Origin of the sequence: Serratia aquatilis, from assembly GCF_044865145.1 — a bacterium.
GTDB classification, from domain to species: Bacteria; Pseudomonadota; Gammaproteobacteria; order Enterobacterales; family Enterobacteriaceae; genus Chania; species Chania aquatilis.
In genome coordinates this window covers 2,697,356-2,722,504 of sequence record NZ_CP173186.1, presented here as the reverse complement: position 1 = coordinate 2,722,504, position 25,149 = coordinate 2,697,356, and the positions used below count along the sequence as shown (strand labels likewise).

Below are 25,149 nucleotides of genomic sequence, written 5' to 3'. Positions count from 1 at the left end.
ACATTAATCCTGCTGGTGGATCGAAATAGTGCATGTGGTGCCAGCAACCAACGACAAATCAGCCGGAACGTTGAGCAGTTTTATCCGAACTGGCACCCTTTGAGCCAAGCGTACCCAAGGTACGTTCGGCTTAACATCCATCAGTAAGTCGCTATTACTCTCAACGCTTTGGTCGTAAATGGCCCGGCCAATGCTTTCTACTTCGCCTTGCAGCCTGATATTGCCGCTATAAAGGACAATATCTGCTTTACGGCCTTCTTTTATATGTCTGAGTTTGGTTTCTTCAAAATAGCCCAGGACATAAAATGAGTGGACATCAACCAAGGCCACCAATGGCGTTCCTGCGGCGGCATAGTTACCAACACGGGCCTGGAGATTGGTGATATAACCATCAGTTGGGGCATAAATCCGCGTTTTACTTAAATTCCATTTAGCCTGCTCAAGGTTGGCTTGTGCTGCTTTATACGATGCTTTCATTGAATCAGCCGCGAGATTTGACTCATCCAAATCCTCAGTAGAAATGACATTGTGTGGTAGGTTGCGGCGGCGAGTCGCTTCGTGCTCGGCTTTAGCCAGATCGGCCTGAGCTTTCGCCAATGCCGCTTCGGCACTGTCTAACGCGATCTGAAACGGCACTGGGTCAATAACGAAAATCAGACTTCCCGCCGCAACAAACTGATTATCATGAACCATGATTTTGTCTAGCCTGCCTGAAACTTCCGGGGTGATGTTAACCAGCTCGGCGCGCACTTTTCCATCACGAGTCCAGGGGGATTGCATGTAGTAGTTCCAGAGCCACCAACCTGCGCAAAGCGCGATGGCACAAACAATAACCGTCGAGAAATATTTTAATGTCTTATGCTTCATGAACTACCAACTCATTAAGATCCACATGGAACCGCTGACGGCAATGACAAAAATGGACAGATCCATCAACATGGGATGCCATATTTCGCCGGAATAGATCCAGCCGCGTAGTAGGCGGTGCGCCAGTAGCCAAAATACCAGCCCGAGCAAAAAAGCTTTAAACAGCGGGGGGAAGTAGAGCGATGCACCAAAGACCAAATCGGGCAATGCTGTATGCGGCCAGGATGTATTCACGTTAACAATCCATGTGAGGAAATCTGAAGGGTATATAGCCGTCATATATCAAGTTTTCTTGGTGTTTGAGCTTACCGCGATCGGGCAATTCAAGCCATTCAACGTATAAGATAAGCAACTTTTGACTGATTTTGTGGCTATTTTTGCAATATGGATTATATACATTTGTAATTTTAATATGACTTACCCAGAATGTTTCGGGTTGTGTCCCTGATTGCCTCAGCCGACAGGTGTTTGCCCAAAGGCTGTTTTCGGTATCGTCGAGTAGAGGCAAAGACTACTATGCACTTCACCTTCCGCCTTGATAACAGGCTTTCGGGTCTGCACAGGCATCAAGGTTAATTAAGAGACACAGATTGCGTTTAAGGGTAATATTAGCATGCTAATTATAAGGAGGGGGAATTGGAGTCAACATTAGGTTCGGATTTAGCACGATTAGTCCGTGTCTGGCGGGCGTTAATCGATTATCGGCTCAAGCCGCTGGAGCTGACGCAAACGCATTGGGTAACTTTGTACAACATTAACCGATTGCCGCCCGACCAGTCGCAGATCCAGTTGGCAAAGGCGATAGGCATTGAACAGCCTTCGCTGGTCCGTACGTTGGATCAACTGGAAGAAAAGGGCCTTATAGCCCGCCACACTTGCCCCAATGACCGGCGAGCAAAGCGAATAAAACTGACCGAAGCTGCGGAGCCGATTATCCGCGAAGTAGATAGTGTCATCACTTATACAAGAAGTGAAATTCTTAGCGGTATCTCGCCAGAAGAAGTGGACATCTTAGTCGGCTTAATAGCCAAACTGGAACGGAACATCATTGAGCTACAAGAAAAATAACTATACTCGTCATACTTCAAGTTGCATGGGTGTTGGCTGCGTCTGTTGTCACCAATGACATAGTGGGCTAGGCTCCTAGCGACCCTCGGACTTGCTGCCTTAATGCAACTCGAATTATTTAGAGTATAACCGTTCATTTTTAGATATTTTGGCACGGCATAAATACAAACCGGAGGCATAGGCCTCCGGTCCGCGTTAGTTCGGCGTATGTTACAGTGGAGAAACGGTAACGCTACTGCCATCGCGAGCCATACGGACACGCTGACCCGGGGTGAACTGGGTTTTACCTGCACGTTGAACTACCACAATGTTCTCTTTATTATCGGTTCTGATTTCCAGTTCGACGCCGTTGGTACGAGCTGCAGCACTACCGATGCTGTTACCCGCCACGCCACCCGCTACTGCACCAGCAGCCGTTGCCAGGCTACGCCCGCTTCCGCCACCAATGGTGTTCCCCAGGAAGCCCCCCAGAACTGCGCCACCAATAGCGCCAATCGTGTTCGCATTATCACTGCCCTGAATTTGCACCTGACGTACAGAAACCAGAGTACCAAAGGAGACGGTCTGGACTCGCTTGGCCTGATCGGCTGAATAAACATCACCGGACGTTGTAGGGTCTGCACATCCTGCCAGCGTGATTCCGGCGAGAGCAACGACGAGAAAACGCTTGATCATATAAAGCTCCTGCGGTTAGTAATCCCGATCTGAAAAACAGCGCAGACCGGGTTAAATGAAAACGTTTTAACAAGTATGGCCGAACGACTGTGAGTTCACCATACCTTACTGCTTGGCATAGCGTAACTTTTCTCTGTTCAACCGATAATAAACGGTGGTTTAGGTTTATGACAGAGTAGGGAAGAAATAAACGCTATTAATTAGGAGCATTCCTAGTGCTAATGTCACCGTTTATTAACATTTTAGCTCGCCTCTCCTGTGGCCGGTTGTAAAAAACGAAATAATCCATGCGTTAGCCACGCTATTCTGGTTTATTGACTGGGGTGAATAGTTACCCCGAATAGTTAAAGGATATTGCTATGAAATCAGGTCGCTATATCGGTGTTATGTCTGGTACCAGTCTGGATGGCGTTGATGTGGTTCTTGCTGCAATTGATGAGCGAATGGTGGCGCAGCAGGCGAGTTATAGCCATCCGATGCCAGTCCAACTAAAGAAAGACATTTTGGGAATGTGCCAGGGGCAACAGACGTCACTTTCCGCTGTTGGGAGGCTGGATGCGCAATTGGGTTCGCTGTTTGGCGAAGCCGTGCAACAGTTGCTGAAACAAACTGGGGTTTCGTCGAATCAGATCACTGCTATTGGTTGCCATGGCCAAACCGTCTGGCATGAGCCCGAGGGGGAAACGCGTTTCTCTATGCAATTAGGGGACAATAACCGGGTGGCGGCTTTGACCAATATTACCACCGTCGGCGATTTCCGCCGCCGCGACATGGCTTATGGTGGCCAGGGCGCACCGCTGGTTCCTGCTTTTCATCAGGCTTTATTGGCGCATCCAACAGAAAGGCGCATGGTGCTAAATGTGGGGGGGATAGCCAATCTTTCTTTATTGCTACCCGGTGCACCTGTTCGGGGGTTTGATACCGGCCCGGGAAATATGTTGCTGGATGCCTGGGTGTGGCGCCATCGTTCACAGCCTTATGATAAAGATGGCCTTTGGGCGATGGAAGGGCGTGTTTGCCTGCCGTTGTTACAGCAGATGCTGTCAGATCCCTATTTTGCCTTGCCTGCGCCAAAAAGCACCGGACGCGAATACTTTAATATTGGTTGGCTGGAAGCGCAGTTATCACCGTACCCAGGGCTCATTGCCGTTGACGTAATGACTACGTTGGTGGAGTTGACTGCAACGACGATTTGCGAGCAGGTTCTGTTGGCTGGTGGGTGTGAACGTTTGCTAGTCTGCGGCGGTGGGGCTCGTAATCCGTTACTGATGGCAAGGATGTCAGCTCTGTTGCCAGGGATTGAAGTTGCCACTACGGACAATTTTGGTGTAAGCGGCGATGATATGGAGGCGCTGGCCTTTGCTTGGCTAGCATTTCGCACACTGTCTGGGCTACCGGGAAATCTGCCTTCTGTCACCGGTGCCAGTTGCGAAACCTTATTGGGCGGAATTTATCCAGTTTTACCCTTGTCTCGGAATTAATTCTGTTAGGGTAGAAACGAAGCTAATAAATTGAGGAGTCACACCGTGAAAAAGATATTTATTACTGTTGGGATCCTGCTGTTGTCTGGCTGTAGTCACAATGTCGTACAGCAGAAAAACGAGACTCACCACTATCTTTGTGGCACGACACCGCTAACGGTTGCTTTCAATGGTGAAGATAAAACGGCCAGTTTGGTTATGGATGGAGAACAGTTGAAGCTGAAACAGATAACGGCTTCATCCGGGTACAAATACAGTGATGGTAAATATACCTTCGGGACAACAGGGCAAAACGCCTTCGTTGAACGAAATGATAAAGTGATTATGAGTGACTGCGTACTGGCCAAATAAGCCAGCGCTCCTTGGTGGAGGAGCGATTGAGTTCCTGAGGTGACAGGCGCAGAATAGAAAGATTAAACTACCGATTGGTTGAAAATTCTAATGGCTGAAAATAATGAATTTGATGTGGCGGATCTGCGCCGTGAATATACTCGCGGTGGGCTCCGCCGCAACGATCTGACTGCCAATCCCCTTGATTTGTTTGAACGTTGGTTGAAGCAGGCCTGTGACGCTAAGTTGGCCGATCCGACAGCCATGTGTGTGGCAACGGTGGATGAGCATGGTCAACCTTTCCAACGCATCGTACTACTCAAGCACGTCGACGAGAAAGGGTTGGTGTTTTACACCAACCTTGGCAGCCGTAAGGCTCAGCAATTGGCGCACAATCCGCGCATCAGTTTGTTGTTTCCGTGGCACATGCTTGATCGCCAGGTGACTTTTCTCGGCCAGGCTGAGCGCTTATCCACTCTGGAGGTTATGAAATACTTCAGCAGCCGTCCCAAAGACAGCCAGATTGGTGCCTGGGTCTCACAGCAATCATCACGTATTTCTGCACGCGGTATCCTGGAAAGCAAATTCCTCGAGTTGAAGCAAAAATTTCAACAAGGAGAAGTGCCATTGCCCAGTTTCTGGGGGGGATTTCGCGTTAAATTTGATTCCGTTGAGTTCTGGCAGGGGGGCGAACACCGCCTTCATGACCGTTTTCTCTACCAGCGGGAAGGAAATGACTGGAAAATTGACCGACTGGCACCCTGACAGACGGAAAATCCCCGTTAAGCGCTGGCACTGATGCCGCTGGCGCTTTATTCTATGCGCTACCCCGAATTTTTTTTATTTCGCCAATGGGCGAAGGCCGTGTACCGGCAATGGTGCATTCGTTTATACATGGAGAAATTGATGGCTAGCATCAACCTGATTCAACAACTGCAAGAGCGGGGCCTGGTGGCCCAAGTGACGGACGAGGAAGCGTTAGCAGAGCGACTGGCGCAAGGGCCAATTGCACTGTATTGCGGCTTTGATCCGACCGCTGACAGCTTGCATTTGGGCCATCTGGTACCTCTGCTGTGCCTGAAGCGTTTCCAACTGGCTGGCCATAAACCGGTAGCCTTGGTGGGTGGGGCAACCGGTATGATCGGCGATCCCAGCTTCAAGGCCGCTGAGCGCAAACTTAACACAACGGAAACGGTCAACGAGTGGGTCGAGAAGATCCGCAAACAGGTTTCTCCTTTCCTTGATTTTGATTGCGGCAGTAACAGTGCCATTGCAGCCAATAACTATGATTGGTTTGGTGGCATGAACGTGCTGAGTTTCCTGCGTGATATCGGTAAACATTTCTCCGTAAACCAGATGATCAACAAGGAAGCGGTGAAGCAGCGCCTCAACCGTGACGATTCAGGCATCTCATTCACCGAGTTTTCCTACAACCTGTTACAGGGGTTTGACTTCTCTGAACTGTATAACCGCCACCAGGTGGAATTGCAGATTGGGGGTTCTGACCAATGGGGCAACATCACCTCGGGTATCGATCTTACTCGTCGTATGCACCAGAAACAGGTGTTTGGCCTGACGGTTCCGTTGATCACCAAGGCGGATGGTACCAAATTTGGTAAGACCGAAGGCGGCGCAGTATGGCTGGCTCCAGAAAAAACCAGCCCGTACAAATTCTATCAGTTCTGGATCAACACCGCGGATGCAGACGTTTACCGTTTCCTGAAGTTCTTCACCTTCCTGAGCCTCGAAGAGATTAATGCATTGGAAGAAGAGGATAAAAACAGTGGTAAAGCCCCACGTGCCCAGTATGTGCTGGCAGAGGAAGTCACCGGCATGGTGCACGGTGCAGAAGGTCTTGCTGCCGCCAAACGTATCACTGAAAGCCTGTTCTCTGGCGCTTTGCACGAAATGACCGAAGCAGACTTTGCTCAGTTGGCGCAAGATGGTATGCCAACCATCAAACTGGAGGGTAATGCCGATCTGCAACAGGCTCTGGTCAATGCGGAACTGGTGCCTTCACGTGGACAAGCCCGTACCATGATCGGGTCCAACGCGGTGACCATCAACGGTGAGAAACAATCCAATCCTGAATACCTGTTCACTGACAGCGATCGTCTGTTTGGCCGCTACACGCTGCTGCGGCGCGGTAAAAAACATTACTGCCTGGTTGACTGGAAATCATAAAATTTAACTAGCAGGGGCCCAGCGTGGCCCCTTTATTTTTTGACGGTCGGGGATGTTATTCCCTGTAGTTGTATCCATGGTCAGGTTTTCTCGATGAAAAATATTCTTTCTATACAATCACATGTGGTATTCGGGCATGCGGGGAACAGTGCGGCTGAGTTTCCGATGCGCCGTATGGGTGTCAACGTTTGGCCGTTGAACACGGTACAATTTTCCAATCACACGCAATATGGCCATTGGACCGGTTGTGTCATGCCTGCCAGCCACCTTACTGACATAGCGCAGGGCATAGCGAATATCGATAAATTGAAAGAGTGCGATGCGGTGCTGAGTGGTTATATTGGCTCACCAGAGCAGGGCAGCCATATTCTGGAGATAGTACGCCAGGTAAAGCAGGCTAACCCTGATGCCTGGTATTTCTGCGATCCTGTTATGGGGCACCCGGAAAAGGGTTGTATTGTGGCACCTGGCGTCGCGGAGTTTCTCTGTCAACAGGCGCTACCCTGCAGCGATATGGTGGCACCAAACCTGCTGGAACTGGAACAACTGAGTGGCCGAGAGATCCATAATGTCGAACAGGCGATTGATGCCGCGCGTGAATTGACCCGCAAAGGGCCTAAAGTAGTATTAGTGAAGCATATTAGCCGCGCGGGTTATCGCACAGACTGCTTTGAAATGCTGCTGGTGACGGCAGATGATGCCTGGCACATCAGCCGCCCACTGGTTGACTTTGGTACTCGTCAGCCGGTGGGTGTGGGTGATTTGACCAGTGGCTTATTGTTGGTAAACCTGCTGAAAGGTGAGGCTCTGGATAAAGCGCTGGAACATGTCACTGCTGCGGTGTATGAAGTTATGCTGACGACCCAGGCGATGGGAGAGTACGAGCTGCAGGTTGTTGCCGCGCAGGATCGCATTGTCCATCCAGGCTGCGAGTTTAGGGCGATAAAGTGCTAAAGAGAAAACCCGGCCATAGTGGCCGGGATTGCTGCGACCGAGTGGCCACAGTTGCTAGAGGCGCTGTTATTTCAAGCCTTCGGCACTCAAGGTCGCTTCCACAGCAGGGCGTGCGGCTACTCGATCAAAGTAGGCTTTCAAATGCGGATATTTATTGAGATCAAACTGCATCCCCAGCGCCCAGCGCAGTATGGTGAACAGATAGGCATCTGCAACGCTAAAACGCTGGCCTAACAGGTAGTGCTGCTTGTCCAGCACGGAATCCAGATAGCTGAATTGGCTGGCCAATTTATCCCGAACAATTGTTTTGTACTCATCTGGCGTTTTCGGGTTAAACAGAGGGCTAAACCCTTTGTGCAACTCGGTGGAGATATAGTTCAACCATTCGATGGCGTGGTAACGAGAGAGCGTTCCCACCGCTGGGATCAGATTGCGATCCGGTACGCGGTCTGCCAGATATTGCACAATCGCCACACCTTCGGTTAGCAGGCTGCCATCGTCAAGCACCAAAGCCGGGACTTGTCCCTTTGGGTTGATCGTCAGGTAGTCGGCGCCACTTTCTGTAATTTTCTGTGCTAAATCGACCTTTTCCGCAGTAAAGTCCAACCCGGCTTCACGCAACACGATGTGAGGTGATAGGGAACAGGCCCCAGCTTTATAGAACAATTTCATCGAAAACTCCTTTATAGTGATGAACGACAGGCATGTTTAACCCCTTATCCTAGTTCTATGGCGTAAAAATAACAGTAGTTATGTTAACAATATTTAATTAACCCAGTTGCGCGAGCAGATCGGTGATTTGCCGTTGTAATTCTACTGGCGCTATTTGCATCGGCGAGCGTAGTTCATTGTTGATCCCTTTTTGCTGCGCCAGCGCCGCTTTAACCGGGGCAGGATTCGGGAAGCTGAACATCTGTTGGATCATCGGCAGCAAGGTATAGAAATTGCGGCGTGCAGCTACCAGGTTGCCTTGTGCAACTTGCTCAACCAATGCCACAAACCGTTCCGGGTAAAGATGTGCTGATGCTGAAATTGCACCGGTGCCGCCAAGGCAGAGTGTAGACAGGATCAGATGGTCTTCACCGGTCAGCACATCGATCACGCCGTCATTAATCAGTGCCATTGTAGTTTCCGGCTCACCGCCACAGTCTTTGATCGCTTTGACCTGCGGATGGCGCGCAAGCTGCCGCAGAGTGTCCAGTTCGAAGGTCACTCCCGTGCGATAGGGCACATTGTACAGGATCACCGGGGCGCTTGATGCGTCGGCAAGCTGGGTGAAATACTCCACCAGGCCCGCCTGCGAGGGGCGAATATAGTAAGGGGCAGGGATTAAAACCCCCGCAACATCCCGCTGATTAATAGCCTGCAGCATTTGCAAGGTGCTCGTCATGTTGTTGCCGGAAAGCCCCATAACAACCTGCCTGGCAGGCACGACTTGCAGAACGGCATCCAACGCGGCGAGTTGTTCTTCTTTACTCAACGCAGCCGCTTCGCCAGTAGAGCCACACACCACTAATCCAGAAACACCTGCATCAATCAGATGCTGCGCCAATTTTCGCATAGCCGGTAAATCAACATCGTTATTATTGAATGGAGTTACCAGAGCAACCCAAATACCCGAGAATGAAGCCATATAAAATCCCTTCTGTGTGACCGTCAGAGAAGCCAGATGAGATAACAGGAGAGGAAAACGCGTTGCACACCACCCGGTCAGCTCATCTGACGGGACAGTGCGCCCCGGTCAAATGAGCGACTGTTTCTTCGAATTGAGTGCCACGGAACCACCAAAGGTCAAGGCTGGTTGTTGCAAAATGGCCTGTTGGCGGCAATAGGTCATGACGATCTCATATTCAGTGGAAGTGGTTCGATATTGGAGGGGAGGGTTCGAGCTGTCAATTGATAACAGGTTGATAACATTGTTATTCATAATAGCCAACGGCTGATGAGTTTAGCTAATATCGGCCGCGAGCAGATTGGTCATTCGGTTACTGATATGGAGCAATCGGATATGTGCAAAACTCCGCAGGAATGAACGGAACCCTAAAAGCTGAATAACAACTGATAAGGTGCGGTTCAAACAGCGGAGCTCTGTTGTCAGCGATGTGGACGGGTACTGATGGAGGCTGTCCAACTGAATGTAGTGCCAGTCGGCTGTACTCGGTTAGCTTTACGTTCAGCGCGCGTTGCTTTGGCGATTTTTTCCCGTGCGGCCATGATGCGCTCAATAGCCCCATCTTTGACTTTATTCTGTTCCGCGTTGGTCAACGGGCGACCATGGCTAATACGTGCTCTGTCCAGCTCGGTTTTTACTTCACGTTGTTCGCTTTCTGTCATGTCTTTCAGCGTAAGTTTTTTCATTGTGGCAACCTAGGTTGTGAAGTTGGCCTCCAGTGTACAGGATTTATCTAGAAAATATTGCAGCATGATTATCAAACTTCTTCCAGAAGCTCATTGAAGAAACGATGCATGCGTTCGGTACGCTGAAGCGCCATCGTTCGGCCTGTCTGAGTCTGAAATCCTTCCTGCAGTTTGAACAGCTTGGTTGCAAAGTGGTCAAGAATAAATCGCTGATCATCGTACTCACGCCGCTGGGCGAGTGGATCTGCTGCGTCATAAAGTGCGCTATGCATGCGGCCGCCAACATAAAAGCAGCGAGCAACGCCAATCATGCCTATAGCGTCCAGCCTGTCAGCATCTTGCAATATTTTTGCTTCGAGCGTGTGCGGCGTAATGGCAGCAGAAAAACTATGTGCGGCTATCGCATGGGAAACTTGTTCAATATCAGCAGTCGACCAACCAAGCGTTGTCAGTACTTGGGTTGCATGTCCTGCCGCCATTCGTGATGCTTGATGGCGGTGCGGTGAGTTTTTCTCCACGGCGACGCAGTCGTGCAGCAATACAGCGGCGCACAGAATATGCAAATTTCCTCCTTCTACTTGGCTGATCTGACGAATGTTTTTCCATACCCGATGAAGATGTGCCACATCATGGGATCCATCGTCACCCTCGAGTGTCAGTGGCAGCAGTGTCTGGGCCAGTTGCTGGCAGGGTGAAAAGGGCATTACCAACTCTGGGGATAAGGCCGAGGAACTTAATACTGACAGTTGATTATTTTGCGAATGCGGTTTCATAAAGGCCCTGATTTTTATGGGTAGGTTGATCAAAATCGCTGTTTATCCGTTCACCATAGCGTTTAAATTGTCACAGTGAAATGTTGAAAATAGCCATAAACATGTTAGGTTTATTATTCATTATTATTGGTTAATTATTCAGTTGGTGAATATGATTGTCAGAACATGGCATGGTTGCGTGCCGTTGCAGCATCGGCAGGGATTTGCTGAGCATTTGAACGTTACTGGGGTAGAACATGCTAAAGCGACAGCAGATAATCTTGGCGCTTTTGTCAGGCAAGAAGTGCAGGGGGGCTACGCGCATTTCTTTCTGGCCACCTATTGGGGATCTTTGGATGCAGTCAAATGTTTCGCCGGAGAAGAGTATCATATAGCGGTAACTTATCCCGATGACGAGGTGTTTGGGTTAATTTCCGATCCTTACGTGTTTCATCACCAGGTCGAGTCGATCAGTGAACTTTGACCTTAATTAATAAGGTTAAGTTAATCAGTGAGTTGAAACAGTACCTGCGGGTGCGGCAATGTTGGCCAGTTGTTCACGCAGTAAGGAGTTATCAGCTTGATAAAACTTGCATTTTTGCCTTATATGCAACGATGGCAACTCGAACCTGACGGCCAAGCGTTTAAAACGCATAGTAGCCTGCTGATGCCGGTACGATATAAAGGCCTACCCGCCATGCTGAAAATTGCCCGCGAGCAGGAAGAGAAGTTTGGTGGTCTGTTAATGTGCTGGTGGCAAGGTGAGGGAGCAGCAAAGGTTCTGGCTTGGCATGACGCGGGGATTTTGCTGGAACGGGCTATGGGCAATCTTTCCTTAGTGCAAATGGCGCGCACCGGTCAAGATGAGCAGGCAACCGAAATCCTTTGCCGGGTGATCGCCCGGCTTCACACGCCACGCGAGGCGCCATATCCTGAACTGATCCACTTGCATCAATGGTTTGACGCCTTATGGCCTGCCGCTCTGGCCCATGGTGGCATGTTGAGGTTAAGTGCCAGCGTGGCCGCAGAACTGTTGACAACGCCGCGTGAACAGAGGGTGTTACATGGTGACATTCATCACGACAATGTATTGGATTTTGCTGAGCGTGGCTGGCTGGCAATCGACCCTAAACGGTTGTATGGCGAGCGCGGGTTTGATTATGCCAACATTTTTTGTAACCCCAATTACGGTGTAGCGACCGATCCTGATATTTTTCATCGCCGCGTAGAGCAGATCTGTTCGTTGTCTGGACTGGCACGTTACCGTCTTTTGCAGTGGATCCTGGCTTGGGCCGGGCTTTCCGCAGCTTGGTTTCTGGAAGATGGTGACGCTGCCGATATTGATTTTCGTGTAGCGGAGTTGGCAGCGCGGGCATTGGGTATCAGATTGCCGCAAGGAGATCCAGCTTTCATTCTATATGAGGTCTGAACCACTGGCCGAGAGATACACTCAACGGCCAGTTCGCGGGGGTTATGCTAACACCTGAGTGACAATACGCGCAGCGGAAGCAATCACATCATTATTGGCTTTGGCATCCTGTTGAGGCTGGGTAGAGTAAATGGTTATCACCAGCGGTGCTCGGCCCGCTATCCAGACAACGCCAATATCATTGGCAGTGCCGTAATCACCGCCGCCGGTTTTATCGGCAACAACGGAATCCGCAGGAACGCCCGCGCGGATGCGTTTATCGCCGGTGGTATTCCCCTTCATCCAGGTAACCAGTTGCTGGCGTTGCTCAGAGGGCAAAGCGTTACCTAGCGTCAATTTCTGCAAACTGGCGGCCATGGCTGCAGGTGTTGTGGTATCCCGTTCATCGCCAGGAATGGCGCTATTGAGCTCGGTTTCCCAACGATCCAGACGGAAGGTAGTATCGCCGATACTGCGTGCATAGGCGGTGACGGCGGCTGGCCCGCCTATCAGCGTCATCAGCAGGTTAATAGAGGTGTTATCGCTATACTGAAGTGCTGCAGCACAGAGTTCGGCAACGGTCATTCCGCTATCTACATGTTTTTCGCTGATGGGTGAATAGGCGACAAGATCGCTTTTCTTATAGTGAACGAGTTGCTCCAGGAACCCTGGATGGCTCAGGCTGTGGTGCAGAATGGCCCCGGCGGCAATCACCTTGAAGGTGCTGCAAAATGGAAAGCGTTGTTCGCCATTCAATTGCACGACTTTACCGCTGCTGGTGTCGTGGGCAAAAACGCCCAGACGCCCACCAAAGGTTTTTTCCAGCTCCGCGAGCTGTTGCTGCGCCTGCTGCAATTTATTATCGCTCTTGGCGGCAAAAGCCAGCAGTGGATTGAGAGCTGCGATGGCAGGAATAACAGCGGCAGCAAGGAGCATTTTACGGCGAAATGGGGAGAAGGGCATGGGGTGTTATCCGTGTGAGTGGGTGTGTGGTTTTAGCTGCTAATTATACGCATATTCAAGGGGTTATTTGCCGTGGTGCTAAGAAAAAACTGAAGGATTTTTTTCATCGTAACGAACGATTTACACACAATAAAAAACGCCGGTGCAATTTGCCCCGGCGTTTTTAAATGCCCGAAAAGGGATCAGTTAATGGCAGCAGCGGCCTGCGCTTTTGCTTGCGTATCTTCTGCGGTGTCCAGTGTCATGCGGTACAGTTTGGGGGCCGTAAGCATCATCAATACGGCAATAACTGCCGTGGCGATACCAATCTGCAAGAACACATGGCTATATATCGCCAACGAGGCATGCGCATCGTTGATATCACTCGGCACAGCGGTCAGCCCGGCGACTTTACCGGCAATCAACGCGGCTGCGGCAGTGGTCAGGAACCAGGAGCCCATGATGAAACCCATCAGACGCTGTGGAACCAACTGTGCCACCATCGCCAGGCCCAAACCGGAGATCATCAACTCGCCAATACTCTGCAACGCATAGCTGAGGATTAACCAATTAACCGAGACAATACCCTGATCGTTGGCAAAGCTTGCTCCCCAAGGCAGCACCAGGAACGCGCCTGAACACAACATCATGCCGAAGGCAAACTTGTGTGGCATAGGCAAGCGATCGCCCATCTTGTTATACAGGGCTGCCAGGAGCGGGCTTGCCAGCATAATCCAGAATGGGTTGAGGGCCTGATACTGCTCAGGTTCGAACGTGATGCCCAGAATATTGTGTTCAACATTATGAATAGCGAAGAAGTTCAGTGAGGTTGGCATCTGGCTGTAAAGCACGAAGAATACAACCGCTTCCAACATCAGAAGGAAGGCGACGATCATCTTGCGGCGTGCAGCGCCGTGCAGGGCAAAAGTTGCCTTGGCAAAGATGATAACGATACCTACAGAGATAATGGCCAGCGCCCAGCGTGCAATAACCTGATTGTGAAGCAACCAACTGGAAAGCGCGATCAACGCCACTACACCAACTAGCACCATCAACAATTTCTGCACATGTAAGGGTTTAAAGTCAGGTTTTGAACCGTGTTTTTTTACCCAGCGACGGCACACCATAAAGTTGATTAGAGTGATCAACATGCCTACCACGCAAAGAGAGAAAGCAACGCTCCAACCATATTTGGCTGCTAGCCAAGGGGTTGCCAGCATAGAACAGAATGAACCGATATTGACGGACATATAGTACATGGTGAATGCACCGTCCAAGCGCGGATCGTCTTTTTCATAGCAGGTAGACAGCAGTGATGATGGGTTCGCTTTGAACAGGCCGCTACCTACCGCGATAGTCGCCATCCCCAGATAAACCCAGAAAACATCATGGCCAGAATACGCCACCATGGCATAGCCAGCGGCAAGAACAATCGCCCCTAAGACGATCACACGTTTTGCTCCGAGGACTTTATCCCCCAACCAGCCACCAATGGCGACAAAACCATACACCAGAGCGCTGAAAGAAGAGAAGAGTGTAATGGAGTCAGCTTCACTCAGGCCCAGCATTTTGACCAGATAGACGGCCATGATGCCCTGTAGACCGTAATAACCGAAACGTTCCCACAGTTCGATAGAGAAGATCAGGTAGAACGCTTTGGGTTGCTTGAAAGCGTTAAGACTTATGTTTTCCGATGGTTTGTTGTTTGCAGTTGACACTGGCACCTCTGGTTATTTCACTAACCGTATTATCAATACGGAATTGCATTAGGTGATGCTGGTTGCATCCTTCTGCATTGTTATAAGTTTATTAGGGCGGGTAATGTTCACTATCTTTGTCAACGAGGCAAGCTTTTTGACATATCCCGTTACATATAACTCATGCGGTACTATGTTGTCATGTAACATCTGTTGATCAGTGTTAACGTTCAAGAATTCTGGTGATGTTGGTTTTTTATTTTGCGTGAAAAAATTGTTGAAGATTACTAGTGATATATTCTGATTATTTTTACAATGATAGGCAGCATCATAATCCATTTTGAATTACTCATTGGATTGCTTTGCATAAACTTGATTGTAAAGAATTAAAATGAAATTGAGAAAATCTGCACATTAGTTAAAGAAATGTAATTTTCCAGTCGTAATACTTACAGCATTTTCTTACTAATTTTTAAATCAGAAATCTGCTGATGTAGATTGAGGATAAAGCATACTGAGCAAGGGATAGGGCGCAGAGCTGCGCCCGGCAAGCGACTATTCGTGTGGATATACTTTCTCTTTATACTCACACAAGTCTTCAATCAGGCAGGAACCACAGCGTGGTTTGCGCGCAATGCAGGTATAGCGACCGTGAAGGATAAGCCAATGGTGGCAGTCGACTTTGAATGCGGCAGGGACGACTTTCAGCAATTTGTCTTCCACTTGCTCAACGTTCTTTCCAGGGGCAAAATTTGTACGATTACACACTCGGAAGATATGTGTATCAACCGCAATGGTTGGCCAACCAAATGCGGTGTTTAAAACAACATTAGCCGTTTTACGCCCCACGCCGGGCAGAGCTTCAAGCGCTGCGCGATCCTCCGGCACTTCACCAGCATGTTCTTCCAGCAGGATCCTGCAGGTTTTAATGATGTTCTCTGCTTTACCATTAAAGAGGCCAATGGTTTTGATGTACTCCTTTATGCCATCCACGCCCAAAGCCAGCATAGCCGCCGGGGTATTGGCAACCGGGTACAGCTTGGCCGTGGCCTTATTCACGCTGACATCGGTGGCCTGTGCAGAAAGCAGCACCGCAATCAGTAGCTCAAAGGGTGAAGAAAAAACCAACTCGGTGGTTGGGTGGGGGTTGTTATCCCGCAGGCGGGTCAGAATTTCCAGGCGCTTCTCTTTATTCATTACGCTTTCTCTGCGTGCCCTTGCTTGGTTTCAGCCTCAGCCAGCAAAGCTCTATTTTGGCGTGCTTTCATTTTTTCATCGATGACATATTTGGCTGCCAGCATCAATCCTAAGCCAATAAAAGCGCCCGGCGGAAGCATGGCCAGCAGGAAAGGGGTGTCAAAGTGCACCACTTCTATACGTAATACCCTTGCCCAACTGCCCAAGAGCATGTCCGCGCCATCAAACAGTGTGCCGTTGCCAATCAGTTCACGCAGGGAGCCTAGCACAAACATCGCGCAGGTCGCCCCCAGGCCGATGGCTATACCATCGATAAGTGCCAGACCTACCGGTTTTTTTACCGCGATCGCTTCGGCGCGGCCTACCACAATACAGTTGGTGACGATCAATGGAATAAAGATCCCCAGAGACTGATAAAGGCCAAAGGCATAGGCGTTGATCAGCATCTGAACCACACTTACTGCTGCAGCGATGATCATCACATAAATCGGAATACGCACTTCGCTGGGTATCCAACGGCGTAAAGCCGAGATTGAACCGTTGGTGATGGCCAGAACCAAGGTGGTTGCCAATCCGAGGCCCAAGGCGTTGGTGGCGGTGGAAGTGACGGCCAACAATGGGCACAGGCCCAACAATTGGACCAGCGCAGAGTTGTTTTTCCACAACCCCTGAACAATCAATGTTTTGGCTTCACTCATTCACTGGCTCCACAGGCAGGCAAGGTATCGAGTTTAGACGGCAGCGTTTCGATATACAACGCGCTACGACGCACGGCATTGACGACGGCTCTCGGGGTAATGGTTGCTCCGGTGAATTGATCAAACATGCCTCCATCTTTTTTCACTGCCCAACGCTTGTCGTCCGGGCCGTTGACCCTCTTTCCGCTAAAGAAAGTGATCCAGTCGGAGAGGCGTAACTCAATTTTATCGCCTAACCCGGGTGTTTCGTGGTGCTCCATCACTCGAGTACCTAATACCGTGCCGTTAAAATCAGCACCAACCAGCAGTTGAATAGCGCCGGAATAACCGTCGGGCGCGGTGGTTTCCAGAGCGGCTGCGACTGGCTGGCCATGCTTGCGTGCCAGATATAAATGATGGGGAGCGGTGCTGCCTAATGCAGGATCGCTGACCACATAGCACTCGCTCTGCAAATCATTGTCATAGATGTCCGCCGGCACCACTTGGTCCAGCAAGGCTTTGTGCTGTAGTGCGGCCTGGTGAGTAATCGTGCTTTTGGTTAACTGGTACACCACGGCGGTCAGGCCGGTGGTTACAGCAGCAAACACGGCCAGTGTGATGCCATGCTTTCTCATTGAATTAAGCATATGGGATCCTCAGCGATGGCCGTATACGCGCGGCTGCGTATAGTGATCGATCAATGGCACGGTTATGTTTGCCAACAGCACGGCAAAGGCCACGCCATCTGGATAACCGCCGTAGACACGGATCAACCAGACCAGCAGGCCAATCAGTGCGCCATAAATCAGACGGCCTTTTGGCGTGGTGGAGGCACTGACCGGGTCGGTAGCGATAAAGAAAGCACCGAGCATGGTCGCCCCGGAGAACAGATGGATCAGCGGAGAGGCCTGATGAGCGGGATCCAGCGTCCACGCCAGCCCAGAGCAAAGGGCAATGGCGGCCAGCATGCTGAAGGGGATCTGCCAGTTGATAAGTTTACGGCCCAGCATAAAAGCACCGCCGAGCAGGAAACCCAGGTTAACCCATTGCCAACCGATGCCTGCCAGCACACCATTAAACAACGGTTGCAGCAAAACCTGCTCTACTGAATGGCCGCTGCGCAGTCCAGTTTTGAAGGCGTCAAGCGGCGTCGCCTGACTGATACCGTCGGCACCCATCAGCAAAGCGCTATGAGCATTGTGACCACGGAAGATAGCCAGTAATGTATCTTGCAGTGACAGGACGCTGGCACTCAAGGAGTCGGGAGGTAACCAACTTGTCATCTGTACTGGGAAGGAGATTAGCAGCACCACGTAACCGACCATTGCCGGGTTGAAGGGATTCTGCCCTAATCCGCCGTACAGCTGTTTGGCGATAACAATGGCGAAAACGGTGCCGATAACAATCATCCACCAGGGGGCCAGCGGAGGTAGGCTAATACCCAACAGCAATGCGGTGAGCAATGCCGAGTTGTCCGCCAACCTGGATTTTACCGGCTGTTTGCGCAACGCAAGAACGGCGGCCTCAGCAAGCAATGCCGTAACCATGGCTAACGCCGTCTGAACGAGGCTACCGTAACCAAAGAACCAGACTTGTGCGGCTATACCGGGAACACAGGCCAACATAACCCAAAGCATGATGCTGCTGGTGCTCTGCTGGTTATGAGTAAAAGGAGAACTGGCGACGCGTAAGCCAGTGACGGCTTTTTGTTGTACTGGCCTGAACTTCATAGAAAAACTACCATTTCTTTACCACACTTTACCCAAGTTACATCAATTTGCATGTATATTGACGGCATTGTTCGGCATCTCCAAGGTGCTACGCGACGTTCATATAACCCGGATTATTTAGGGGCATAGGCGTAACACAGAGAAAACACAGCGCTGTATTCTACCTCAATCAGCGCTTGGGTAATACGTGCTAATCATAGGGATATGCACCTATTAGGATGCAGGTGACTGCTGGCGAAAAAGCAAAGTACGCCTATGGTAAAGGAGGTAGACACTAGGGAAACAGGCTGGATTTTTTCAGATTTGCACGCACAAAATAGCAAAGTTGATATAATCAATGTGGGTTATTATCCCAGCACTTATTAAGTTGGCGAACATATAATAATGACTAATGAAGACATACTTTTCATTGAAGAACTGATTGAGTGGGTAGAAATTCATTTGGAAACGCGGCCTAACCTTGATGAAGTCGCACGCATTTCCGGCTATTCCAAGTGGCATTTACAACGCAAGTTCAAGCGTATTACAGGCATCCAGCTTGCGACCTATATCCGTTCTCGCATCCTTACCCGTGCTGCGGTAGCGCTCCGCATTACTAATCGCTCTATTATTGATATCTCTGATGAATTAGGTTTCGACTCGCAGCAAACTTTTACCCGAATGTTTAAGCAACGCTTTGGTACCACGCCAAACCGTTACCGTACAATGGGTAAATGGGATGTTAAAGATTTGATGCCTCGTTTCAACTTTGAAGCCAGCTATGAAGCGGATTTTTATCCTGAAGTTAAACGGTTAACGTTGCCGGAAATGCATCTGGTTGGTTTCTCGCACGAACTGGAGTTAGAGACCCTGCAAGAGATTACCGTTTCTTCCTGCATCGCTGTGAAGGGGGAGATTTTTAATAACTTCTTTAAAGGGCTGAATGTCGATTGCCACAAGGTTTTCAGTATTCATTCCTCGCGAGGGAATGGTAACGGCGAATGCTCTGCTACCCACACTATGGCGGTAGCGCCAGAAAATAAGAAAGATATTCTTTCCGGTAATCAAATCGACAATATTCATCTGCCAGCGCGCGAATACATCGCAATCAACCACCAGGGAACGGCAAAAGAGTGCGGGCAATTTATTTCTTTCCTGCTGGCGAATGTGGTACCCGGATTGCGGAATAAAGTGGAGGGGAGCGTCGAGATGGAGATGCTGGAAGCGAAAGAGTGGAATCCTGACGCTAAGCTGCGCCAAATAGATGTTAACTATACCTATCTGATTTCGGTTGATTAAATGGGTGTTTGCCTGCGGCAAAGCACCCATGCAGAGGGTTACTCTTCGACGGAAACTGACTGTTTCTCGGCTTTTTTGGCCTTAACCCGCGCGATGGCTGCCGCTACGGCGGCTTTACGGGGATCATCCTGCTCGGCCTGAGCCACTGATTCGGCATTCTGCGCCAACTGTTCAGCTTTCTTGGCTTTGACACGCGCCAGTGCGGCTGCCACGGCGGCTTTACGGGGATCATCCTGCTCGGCCTGAGCCACTGATTCGGCATTCTGCGCCAACTGTTCAGCTTTCTTGGCTTTGACACGCGCCAGTGCGGCTGCCACAGCGGCTTTGCGGGGATCATCCTGCTCGGCCTGAGCCACAGGTTCGGCATTCTGCGCCAACTGTTCAGCCTTCTTAGCTTTAACACGCGCCAGTGCGGCAGCCACAGCGGCTTTACGGGGATCTTGTTCTGGCTCTTGAGTGACTTCAGTGACTTCGATTGCCTGCTGTGCCCGGCGCTCTCTCGCCTGCGCCTTACGCGCTTCGCGGGCGGCGATAGCCATACTATTGTCAGGCTCCCGGCCAATAATGCTGATCCCACTGGCTTCGCCGTTTTTGCTACGAACACGAGCCAGCGCTGCCTGAACGGCGCTCTGATCGTTGTTGGTCAGTTTCACCGCGGCTTTTTTGTGACGTTCTTCACGGGCACGTTTCTCTCGCTCCAGACGTGCCAGCTTGGCTTCGTAACGCGTCTTGGCTTCTGCGGCACGGATAGCTTCTTGATCCAGCGCTTTGATCTCTGCCTTTTCCTGGCGATAGTACTGCACCAGCGGAATATTGCTGGGGCAAACATAGGCACAGGCGCCGCATTCGATACAGTCGAACAGATTGTGGTTGCGGGCTTTGTCGTGCTCTTTGCCACGACTGAACCAGTAAAGCTGTTGTGGCAGCAGCCCGGCAGGGCAGGCATCGGCACATAATCCACAGCGAATGCAGGATTGCTCGGGTTCCTGCGGTGCCATTTCCCCTACCGTTGGAGCCAGCAAACAGTTGCTGATCTTGACGATAGGAACATCCAGGGCTGGCAGAGTGAACCCCATTAAAGGCCCTCCCATGATCACCATTGGCTGCGGTTGCGGCTGATACCCGCCGAAGGTTAATAAATGCTGCACCGGGGTACCGAACCTGGCCCAGACGTTGCCTGGCTTGCTCATGGCTTCACCGGTCAAGGTGACAACACGCTCTATCAACGGCTCACCGTCAACGATCGCGCGCTTGATGGCATAAGCGGTTCCCACGTTTTGCATCAATACGCCGATAGAGGACGAGTGATGACCATGGGGAACTTCTTTCCCGGTCAGGATCTTGGTTAACTGCTTGGCTCCACCAGAAGGATATTTCGTGGGGATCACCCGTAACGTAATATCATTTTGCCCGCGCAGTGCGAGGGTTAATGCGCTAATGGCCTGCGGTTTATTATCCTCAATGCCGATCACCGTCACTTTCGGTTGCAGTAGGTGACGCAGGATCTGGGTACCTTCGATTATTTGAGCAGCATGTTCTTGCATCAGCCTATCGTCGGCAGTGATGTAAGGTTCGCATTCCGCTGCATTGAGGATCAGAGTTTCAACCTGGTGACAGCCACCCTGCAATTTGCTGGCTGTGGGGAAACCTGCGCCACCCAGACCCGCAATTCCTGCCTGATGAATACGCTGGATAAGATCTTCCGCGCTCAGTTGCTGATAGTCCGCCATGGGTGTCAGATTGCACCAGCGATCTTCTCCGTCTGGCTCAATGAGCACGCACAACTCAGCCAAGCCTGAGGGATGGGCGGTTACTCGTGGCTCAATCCCACGGATTATTCCAGATGTAGGCGCGTGGACCGGTAGTGTGCGGCCACGGCCAAAGGTTAGGGGCTGCCCCTTTAAGACCGCATCACCTGCCTTGACGCACAGTTCCCCTTCAGGGCCCAAATGCTGTTGCAAAGGCACGATGAAAATTTCTGGCAGGGGAACTACCCGCAGTGGCACACCGCTGGATTGGTCTTTCATTTCGGGCGGATGAATACCGCCATCGAAATCCCAAATTCGATCTTTTTTAGCAGCGGCGAACAAATTAAACATGGTGCTCCACGTGGATCTCTTGCACCGGAATGGCTTTTATATCCCACTTCCAGCTAGCGGTAGTGGTAGCGACCGGTTTCATTTCAATACAGTCGGTTGGGCAGGGTGCTACGCACAGGTCGCAACCGGTACAAAGGTCGGTGATCACCGTGTGCATGGCGCGCGTGGCACCCACAATGGCATCAACGGGACAGGCCTGGATGCATTTGGTACAACCGATGCAGTCGGCTTCACGAATAAAAGCTACTGTGCGCACAGGCGTTGCCACGGCTTCGCCGCCATCCAACGGTTGCGGCTCAACGTTAAGTAACTCAGCCAGTTTGAGCATCACTTGCTCACCGCCTGGTGCGCACTTGTTGATCATCTCACCATTGGCAACAGCTTCGGCATAGGGGCGGCAACCGGGATAACCACATTGCCCACATTGGCTTTGAGGAAGAATTTCATCTACCTGTTCGGCAACCGGATCTTCTTCTACTTCAAAACGGCGTGCGGCAAAGCCGAGCACGATACCAAACAGCAGCCCTAATGCGCTTAATGCAGCAATCGCTATCCACAAAGCAGTCATTAGAATTTCACCAGCCCGGTAAAGCCCATAAAGGCGAGTGACATTAACCCAGCAGTAATCAGTGCGATAGAAGAGCCACGAAACGGCGCAGGCACATCGGCGACGGCCAAACGTTCACGAATAGCGGCAAACAGCACCATCACCAAGGAAAAGCCCGCAGCGGCACTGAAGCCATAAACCGCTGATTGTATAAAGTTATGGCCAAGGTTAACGTTGAGTAATGCCACCCCCAACACCGCACAGTTGGTGGTGATCAGTGGCAGGAAAATCCCTAACAGGCGATACAGGGCCGGGCTGGTTTTACGCACCACCATTTCGGTGAACTGCACCACCACGGCGATCACCAGAATGAAGGAAAGGGTACGCAGGTACACCAAATCCAACGGGATCAGGATGAAGCTGTTGATCAGCCAGGCGCTGACCGAAGCCAGCGTCATGACGAAAGTCGTGGCCATGCCCATGCCGATGGCACTTTCCAGTTTCTTGGAAACACCCATAAATGGGCACAGGCCCAAAAATTTCACCAAGACAAAGTTATTCACCAGCACGGTGCCGACAAACAGGAGCAGGTATTCGGTCATTGCGTTGCCTAAAAAAATAAAAGCCGCCTATTATCGGGAATCGGCGGCGTAACGACAACAGACGAATTGCAAGGGTATTGTGTTTTTTGCCTGTTTTGATGAAAATTTACACAAATCTACGTGCAGAACGTGCTTTTATCGTGGTTACTCGGTGAAAGTACCCTTAACTCGCTTTGAACGCATCATGTATGGCACCAGTAATGCGGCAAACAGTAACGGCCAAAGGAGGCTGCGTACGGCAAGTTCGTCGGGCACCGGGGCAAAAGCGAATGCTTTGACTGCCAATAACACGGTGATCAGGAGCCAGACCAGAAACAGCTTGGGGAAACGTTGTGAACGTTGGCAAAACAGCCACAGCAGATAAATCGTAAAGCACCACATAACCAAGGTTGTAACTACCGAAAAATACCATTGCAGGGTAAATGCCTGGGCATTGGTGAGCAGATATTCACGCGATTCAGGTGAAAAAATGGCCATTGTGTACAGGAAAAGCATCAGGCTGGCGCTGAGCAGGGTAACGATCAGATAGGCCATAGGGGCCAGTAGCCAGCCACCGATGCGGGAGTATTCAGCTTGGGTCATAACGGTTCCAGAGTATTATTCATTTTAGCGGCCTAGCTTAAACAAATATTACCTGATGCGCGAGGCCAGGATAGCTATACCCTTCATACTTCAAATTGCTTGGGTGTTGGCTGCGCTTACTCACCCCAGTCACATAGTTATCTATGCTCCTGGGGCCTCGTAAGCTTGCCGCCTACAAGCAACTCGAATTTTTTTGAGTATATCGCGGGTGACTGAAATGAAAAATGCCAGTCAGAGCTGGCATTTTAGCGGGTAGCAGTAAAGTGATGGGATTAGCGCTCAGCAGCGTTGCTAGCGATCAGTTTCTGATACCAGAAGAAACTTTTCTTGCGTTGGCGCGCCAGCTGTTTGTTGTGATCGACGTAAACAAAGCCATATTGTTTCTGGAAACCATTGAGCCAGCTAAGTAAATCGATAAATGACCACGGATAGTAACCGCGCACGTCAGCACCCTGTTTGATGGCATCTTCGATGGCACCAATGTGTTGACGCAGATACTCAATACGGTCGTCATCTACCACTTCGCCGTCGATAATCGGATCTTTGGCACCCAGGCCGTTCTCGGTAATATACATAGGAATATCACCGTAACGCGCCTTGATATTCATAATCCCTTCGGTGAGGCCTTGTGGGTAAATCTCCCAGTCCCAGTCGGTATAGACGCCGTCAGGATTACGCACGAATTTGAACAGCCCTTTGAAGCCAAATTCATTGCCTTGCTGATGGCCACTGCCTTTCTCGCCGGTAGTGTTGATGGTGAGACGCGATTCCTGATTGTTGGCCGCGATGGTTTCACGCTTGTAGTAGTTCAGACCAATAAAATCGCAAATATTGTCGCGTAACAATTGTTCATCACCCGGAGCAAACTGTGGTACTCCCCACAGTGCCTGAGCCTGTGCCAGTAATTCTGCCGGGTATTCCCCTTTCAGTACCGGATCATACAGCCAGTGAGTAAAGATCCCTTCAGCCATTTGATACGCAGCTAGGTCTTCAGGTGACTGGCTCAGTGGGGTATGGGTCTGCAAGACGTTAACGAAACCGATTTTGCCAACGATGCCGCTGGTACGGAATGCCGCCACCGCCTTGGCATGGGCGACGAAGACGTGGTGGCAAGCCTGAACTGCGCGTGCCGGGTTCTGCACACCCGGTGGATGTCCGCCGGTGACATAGCCGAAACCGATAAAGCACACGGTTTCATTGAAAGTTGACCATAACTTGACGCGATCGCCGTAGCGCGCATAACACAGCCGGGCATACTCTTCGAATGCTTCTGCGGTGCTACGTGCTTCCCAACCGCCTTCGTCCTGCAACGCTTGTGGCAGATCCCAATGGTAAAGGGTGATCATTGGCTCGATATTGTGTTCTAACAGAGCATCGATCAGGTCGCTGTAGAACTTAACCCCGGCTTCGTTGATTTCACCACGGCCTTGCGGCAGCAAACGGGGCCATGAGATGGAGAAACGATAGCTCTGCATCCCCATTTCGGCCATTAAGGCGACGTCTTCACGAAAACGGTGATAGTGGTCGACAGCGACATCACCATTGGTGCCCTGATAAGTGGTGCCGGGCAGGTGGGAGAAGGTATCCCAGATGGAAGGGCCTTTGCCATCGGCATCATGGGCGCCTTCAACTTGGTAGGCTGCGGTAGCGGCACCCCAGAGGAATTCTTTTGGGAAAGCAGACATAACGATCCTCGCTCTAGATGTAAAAAACTAAGCATA

The 25,149-nt window shown here is 50.6% G+C and carries 27 protein-coding genes; 9 read left to right on the top strand and 18 right to left on the bottom strand.

The window, feature by feature from the left end; all coding sequences use genetic code 11:
* Positions 1-3: 3 nt before the first annotated feature.
* Both SAQUA_RS12225 and SAQUA_RS12220 read right to left on the bottom strand, forming a co-directional pair.
* Positions 4-867: an efflux RND transporter periplasmic adaptor subunit gene (locus SAQUA_RS12225; protein ID WP_380675249.1), complete on the bottom strand. Its 864-nt coding sequence runs from the start codon at positions 865-867 to the stop codon at positions 4-6.
* A 3-nt stretch (positions 868-870) separates the two neighbouring features.
* Positions 871-1,101: a DUF1656 domain-containing protein gene (locus SAQUA_RS12220; RefSeq protein ID WP_380675247.1), complete on the bottom strand. Its 231-nt coding sequence runs from the start codon at positions 1,099-1,101 to the stop codon at positions 871-873.
* A 402-nt stretch (positions 1,102-1,503) separates the two neighbouring features.
* Between SAQUA_RS12220 and slyA the strand changes: the two genes are divergently transcribed.
* On the top strand, positions 1,504-1,935 hold the full coding sequence (gene slyA, locus SAQUA_RS12215) for a transcriptional regulator SlyA (protein WP_380675245.1): 432 nt from the start codon (positions 1,504-1,506) through the stop codon (positions 1,933-1,935).
* A gap of 210 nt (positions 1,936-2,145) precedes the next feature.
* On the opposite strand, the gene SAQUA_RS12210 is transcribed toward slyA, so the two are convergent.
* Positions 2,146-2,610, bottom strand: coding sequence for a glycine zipper 2TM domain-containing protein (locus SAQUA_RS12210; RefSeq protein ID WP_380675243.1), 465 nt, complete (start codon positions 2,608-2,610; stop codon positions 2,146-2,148).
* A 359-nt stretch (positions 2,611-2,969) separates the two neighbouring features.
* Here SAQUA_RS12210 and anmK point away from each other — a divergent pair, with 359 nt between their 5' ends.
* From anmK to pdxY, 5 genes are all read left to right on the top strand, one after another.
* The gene (gene anmK / locus SAQUA_RS12205; protein ID WP_380675241.1) at positions 2,970-4,091 is read left to right on the top strand and encodes an anhydro-N-acetylmuramic acid kinase; all 1,122 of its coding nucleotides are present in this window, start codon (positions 2,970-2,972) and stop codon (positions 4,089-4,091) included.
* Positions 4,092-4,136: 45 nt separating this feature from the next.
* A complete protein-coding gene (locus SAQUA_RS12200) occupies positions 4,137-4,442 on the top strand; it encodes an MliC family protein (protein WP_380675239.1) in 306 nt (101 codons plus the stop codon).
* Between the two features lie 90 nt (positions 4,443-4,532).
* On the top strand, positions 4,533-5,186 hold the full coding sequence (gene pdxH / locus SAQUA_RS12195) for a pyridoxamine 5'-phosphate oxidase (RefSeq protein ID WP_380675237.1): 654 nt from the start codon (positions 4,533-4,535) through the stop codon (positions 5,184-5,186).
* 141 nt (positions 5,187-5,327) lie between these two features.
* A complete protein-coding gene (tyrS, locus tag SAQUA_RS12190; protein WP_380675235.1) occupies positions 5,328-6,605 on the top strand; it encodes a tyrosine--tRNA ligase in 1,278 nt (425 codons plus the stop codon).
* 93 nt (positions 6,606-6,698) lie between these two features.
* Positions 6,699-7,559 (top strand): pyridoxal kinase PdxY, encoded by an 861-nt coding sequence (gene pdxY, locus SAQUA_RS12185; protein WP_380675233.1) that lies wholly within the window; start codon positions 6,699-6,701, stop codon positions 7,557-7,559.
* Between the two features lie 66 nt (positions 7,560-7,625).
* On the opposite strand, the gene gstA is transcribed toward pdxY, so the two are convergent.
* The 4 genes from gstA to SAQUA_RS12165 all read right to left on the bottom strand — a co-directional run bounded on the left by gstA (position 7,626) and on the right by SAQUA_RS12165 (position 10,621).
* A complete protein-coding gene (gstA, locus tag SAQUA_RS12180; protein ID WP_380675231.1) occupies positions 7,626-8,231 on the bottom strand; it encodes a glutathione transferase GstA in 606 nt (201 codons plus the stop codon).
* Positions 8,232-8,328: 97 nt separating this feature from the next.
* The gene (gene dapA, locus SAQUA_RS12175; RefSeq protein ID WP_380675229.1) at positions 8,329-9,192 is read right to left on the bottom strand and encodes a 4-hydroxy-tetrahydrodipicolinate synthase; all 864 of its coding nucleotides are present in this window, start codon (positions 9,190-9,192) and stop codon (positions 8,329-8,331) included.
* 461 nt (positions 9,193-9,653) lie between these two features.
* On the bottom strand, positions 9,654-9,917 hold the full coding sequence (locus SAQUA_RS12170; RefSeq protein ID WP_380675227.1) for a DUF3811 domain-containing protein: 264 nt from the start codon (positions 9,915-9,917) through the stop codon (positions 9,654-9,656).
* A 71-nt stretch (positions 9,918-9,988) separates the two neighbouring features.
* Entirely contained in the window at positions 9,989-10,621 is a 633-nt protein-coding gene (locus SAQUA_RS12165; protein WP_380675225.1) for an HD domain-containing protein, read from the bottom strand.
* Between the two features lie 220 nt (positions 10,622-10,841).
* Here SAQUA_RS12165 and SAQUA_RS12160 point away from each other — a divergent pair, with 220 nt between their 5' ends.
* Complete coding sequence (locus SAQUA_RS12160; protein WP_380675223.1) at positions 10,842-11,153, top strand: hypothetical protein; 312 nt, start codon at positions 10,842-10,844, stop codon at positions 11,151-11,153.
* Between the two features lie 123 nt (positions 11,154-11,276).
* Positions 11,277-12,098, top strand: a complete 822-nt coding sequence (locus SAQUA_RS12155; protein ID WP_380676000.1) for an aminoglycoside phosphotransferase family protein — start codon at positions 11,277-11,279, stop codon at positions 12,096-12,098.
* A gap of 42 nt (positions 12,099-12,140) precedes the next feature.
* Here the strand turns inward: SAQUA_RS12155 and bla are convergent, their stop codons facing one another.
* The 6 genes from bla to rsxD form a co-directional block, all read right to left on the bottom strand.
* Entirely contained in the window at positions 12,141-13,040 is a 900-nt protein-coding gene (gene bla, locus SAQUA_RS12150) for a class A beta-lactamase (protein WP_380675221.1), read from the bottom strand.
* 182 nt (positions 13,041-13,222) lie between these two features.
* Positions 13,223-14,737, bottom strand: a complete 1,515-nt coding sequence (gene dtpA / locus SAQUA_RS12145) for a dipeptide/tripeptide permease DtpA (protein ID WP_380675219.1) — start codon at positions 14,735-14,737, stop codon at positions 13,223-13,225.
* 534 nt (positions 14,738-15,271) lie between these two features.
* Positions 15,272-15,913: an endonuclease III gene (gene nth / locus SAQUA_RS12140; RefSeq protein ID WP_380675217.1), complete on the bottom strand. Its 642-nt coding sequence runs from the start codon at positions 15,911-15,913 to the stop codon at positions 15,272-15,274.
* Entirely contained in the window at positions 15,913-16,611 is a 699-nt protein-coding gene (locus SAQUA_RS12135) for an electron transport complex subunit E (RefSeq protein ID WP_380675215.1), read from the bottom strand. The genes nth and SAQUA_RS12135 overlap by 1 nt, the downstream gene beginning before the upstream one ends.
* The gene (rsxG, locus tag SAQUA_RS12130) at positions 16,608-17,237 is read right to left on the bottom strand and encodes an electron transport complex subunit RsxG (RefSeq protein ID WP_380675213.1); all 630 of its coding nucleotides are present in this window, start codon (positions 17,235-17,237) and stop codon (positions 16,608-16,610) included. The genes SAQUA_RS12135 and rsxG overlap by 4 nt, the downstream gene beginning before the upstream one ends.
* 9 nt (positions 17,238-17,246) lie before the next feature.
* Positions 17,247-18,320 (bottom strand): electron transport complex subunit RsxD, encoded by a 1,074-nt coding sequence (rsxD, locus tag SAQUA_RS12125; RefSeq protein ID WP_380675211.1) that lies wholly within the window; start codon positions 18,318-18,320, stop codon positions 17,247-17,249.
* Positions 18,321-18,704: 384 nt separating this feature from the next.
* Between rsxD and SAQUA_RS12120 the strand changes: the two genes are divergently transcribed.
* Positions 18,705-19,598: a helix-turn-helix domain-containing protein gene (locus SAQUA_RS12120; protein ID WP_380675209.1), complete on the top strand. Its 894-nt coding sequence runs from the start codon at positions 18,705-18,707 to the stop codon at positions 19,596-19,598.
* Positions 19,599-19,636: 38 nt separating this feature from the next.
* Here the strand turns inward: SAQUA_RS12120 and rsxC are convergent, their stop codons facing one another.
* From rsxC to SAQUA_RS12095, 5 genes are all read right to left on the bottom strand, one after another.
* Positions 19,637-21,697, bottom strand: a complete 2,061-nt coding sequence (gene rsxC, locus SAQUA_RS12115) for an electron transport complex subunit RsxC (protein WP_380675207.1) — start codon at positions 21,695-21,697, stop codon at positions 19,637-19,639.
* Positions 21,690-22,265, bottom strand: coding sequence for an electron transport complex subunit RsxB (gene rsxB, locus SAQUA_RS12110; RefSeq protein WP_380675205.1), 576 nt, complete (start codon positions 22,263-22,265; stop codon positions 21,690-21,692). Before rsxB ends, rsxC begins: the two co-directional genes overlap by 8 nt.
* Entirely contained in the window at positions 22,265-22,846 is a 582-nt protein-coding gene (gene rsxA, locus SAQUA_RS12105) for an electron transport complex subunit RsxA (RefSeq protein WP_380675203.1), read from the bottom strand. The genes rsxB and rsxA overlap by 1 nt, the downstream gene beginning before the upstream one ends.
* Before the next feature lie 144 nt (positions 22,847-22,990).
* Positions 22,991-23,428, bottom strand: coding sequence for a DUF2569 domain-containing protein (locus SAQUA_RS12100; RefSeq protein ID WP_380675201.1), 438 nt, complete (start codon positions 23,426-23,428; stop codon positions 22,991-22,993).
* 272 nt (positions 23,429-23,700) lie between these two features.
* A complete protein-coding gene (locus tag SAQUA_RS12095; RefSeq protein WP_380675199.1) occupies positions 23,701-25,113 on the bottom strand; it encodes a glycoside hydrolase family 1 protein in 1,413 nt (470 codons plus the stop codon).
* Positions 25,114-25,149: the final 36 nt, after the last annotated feature.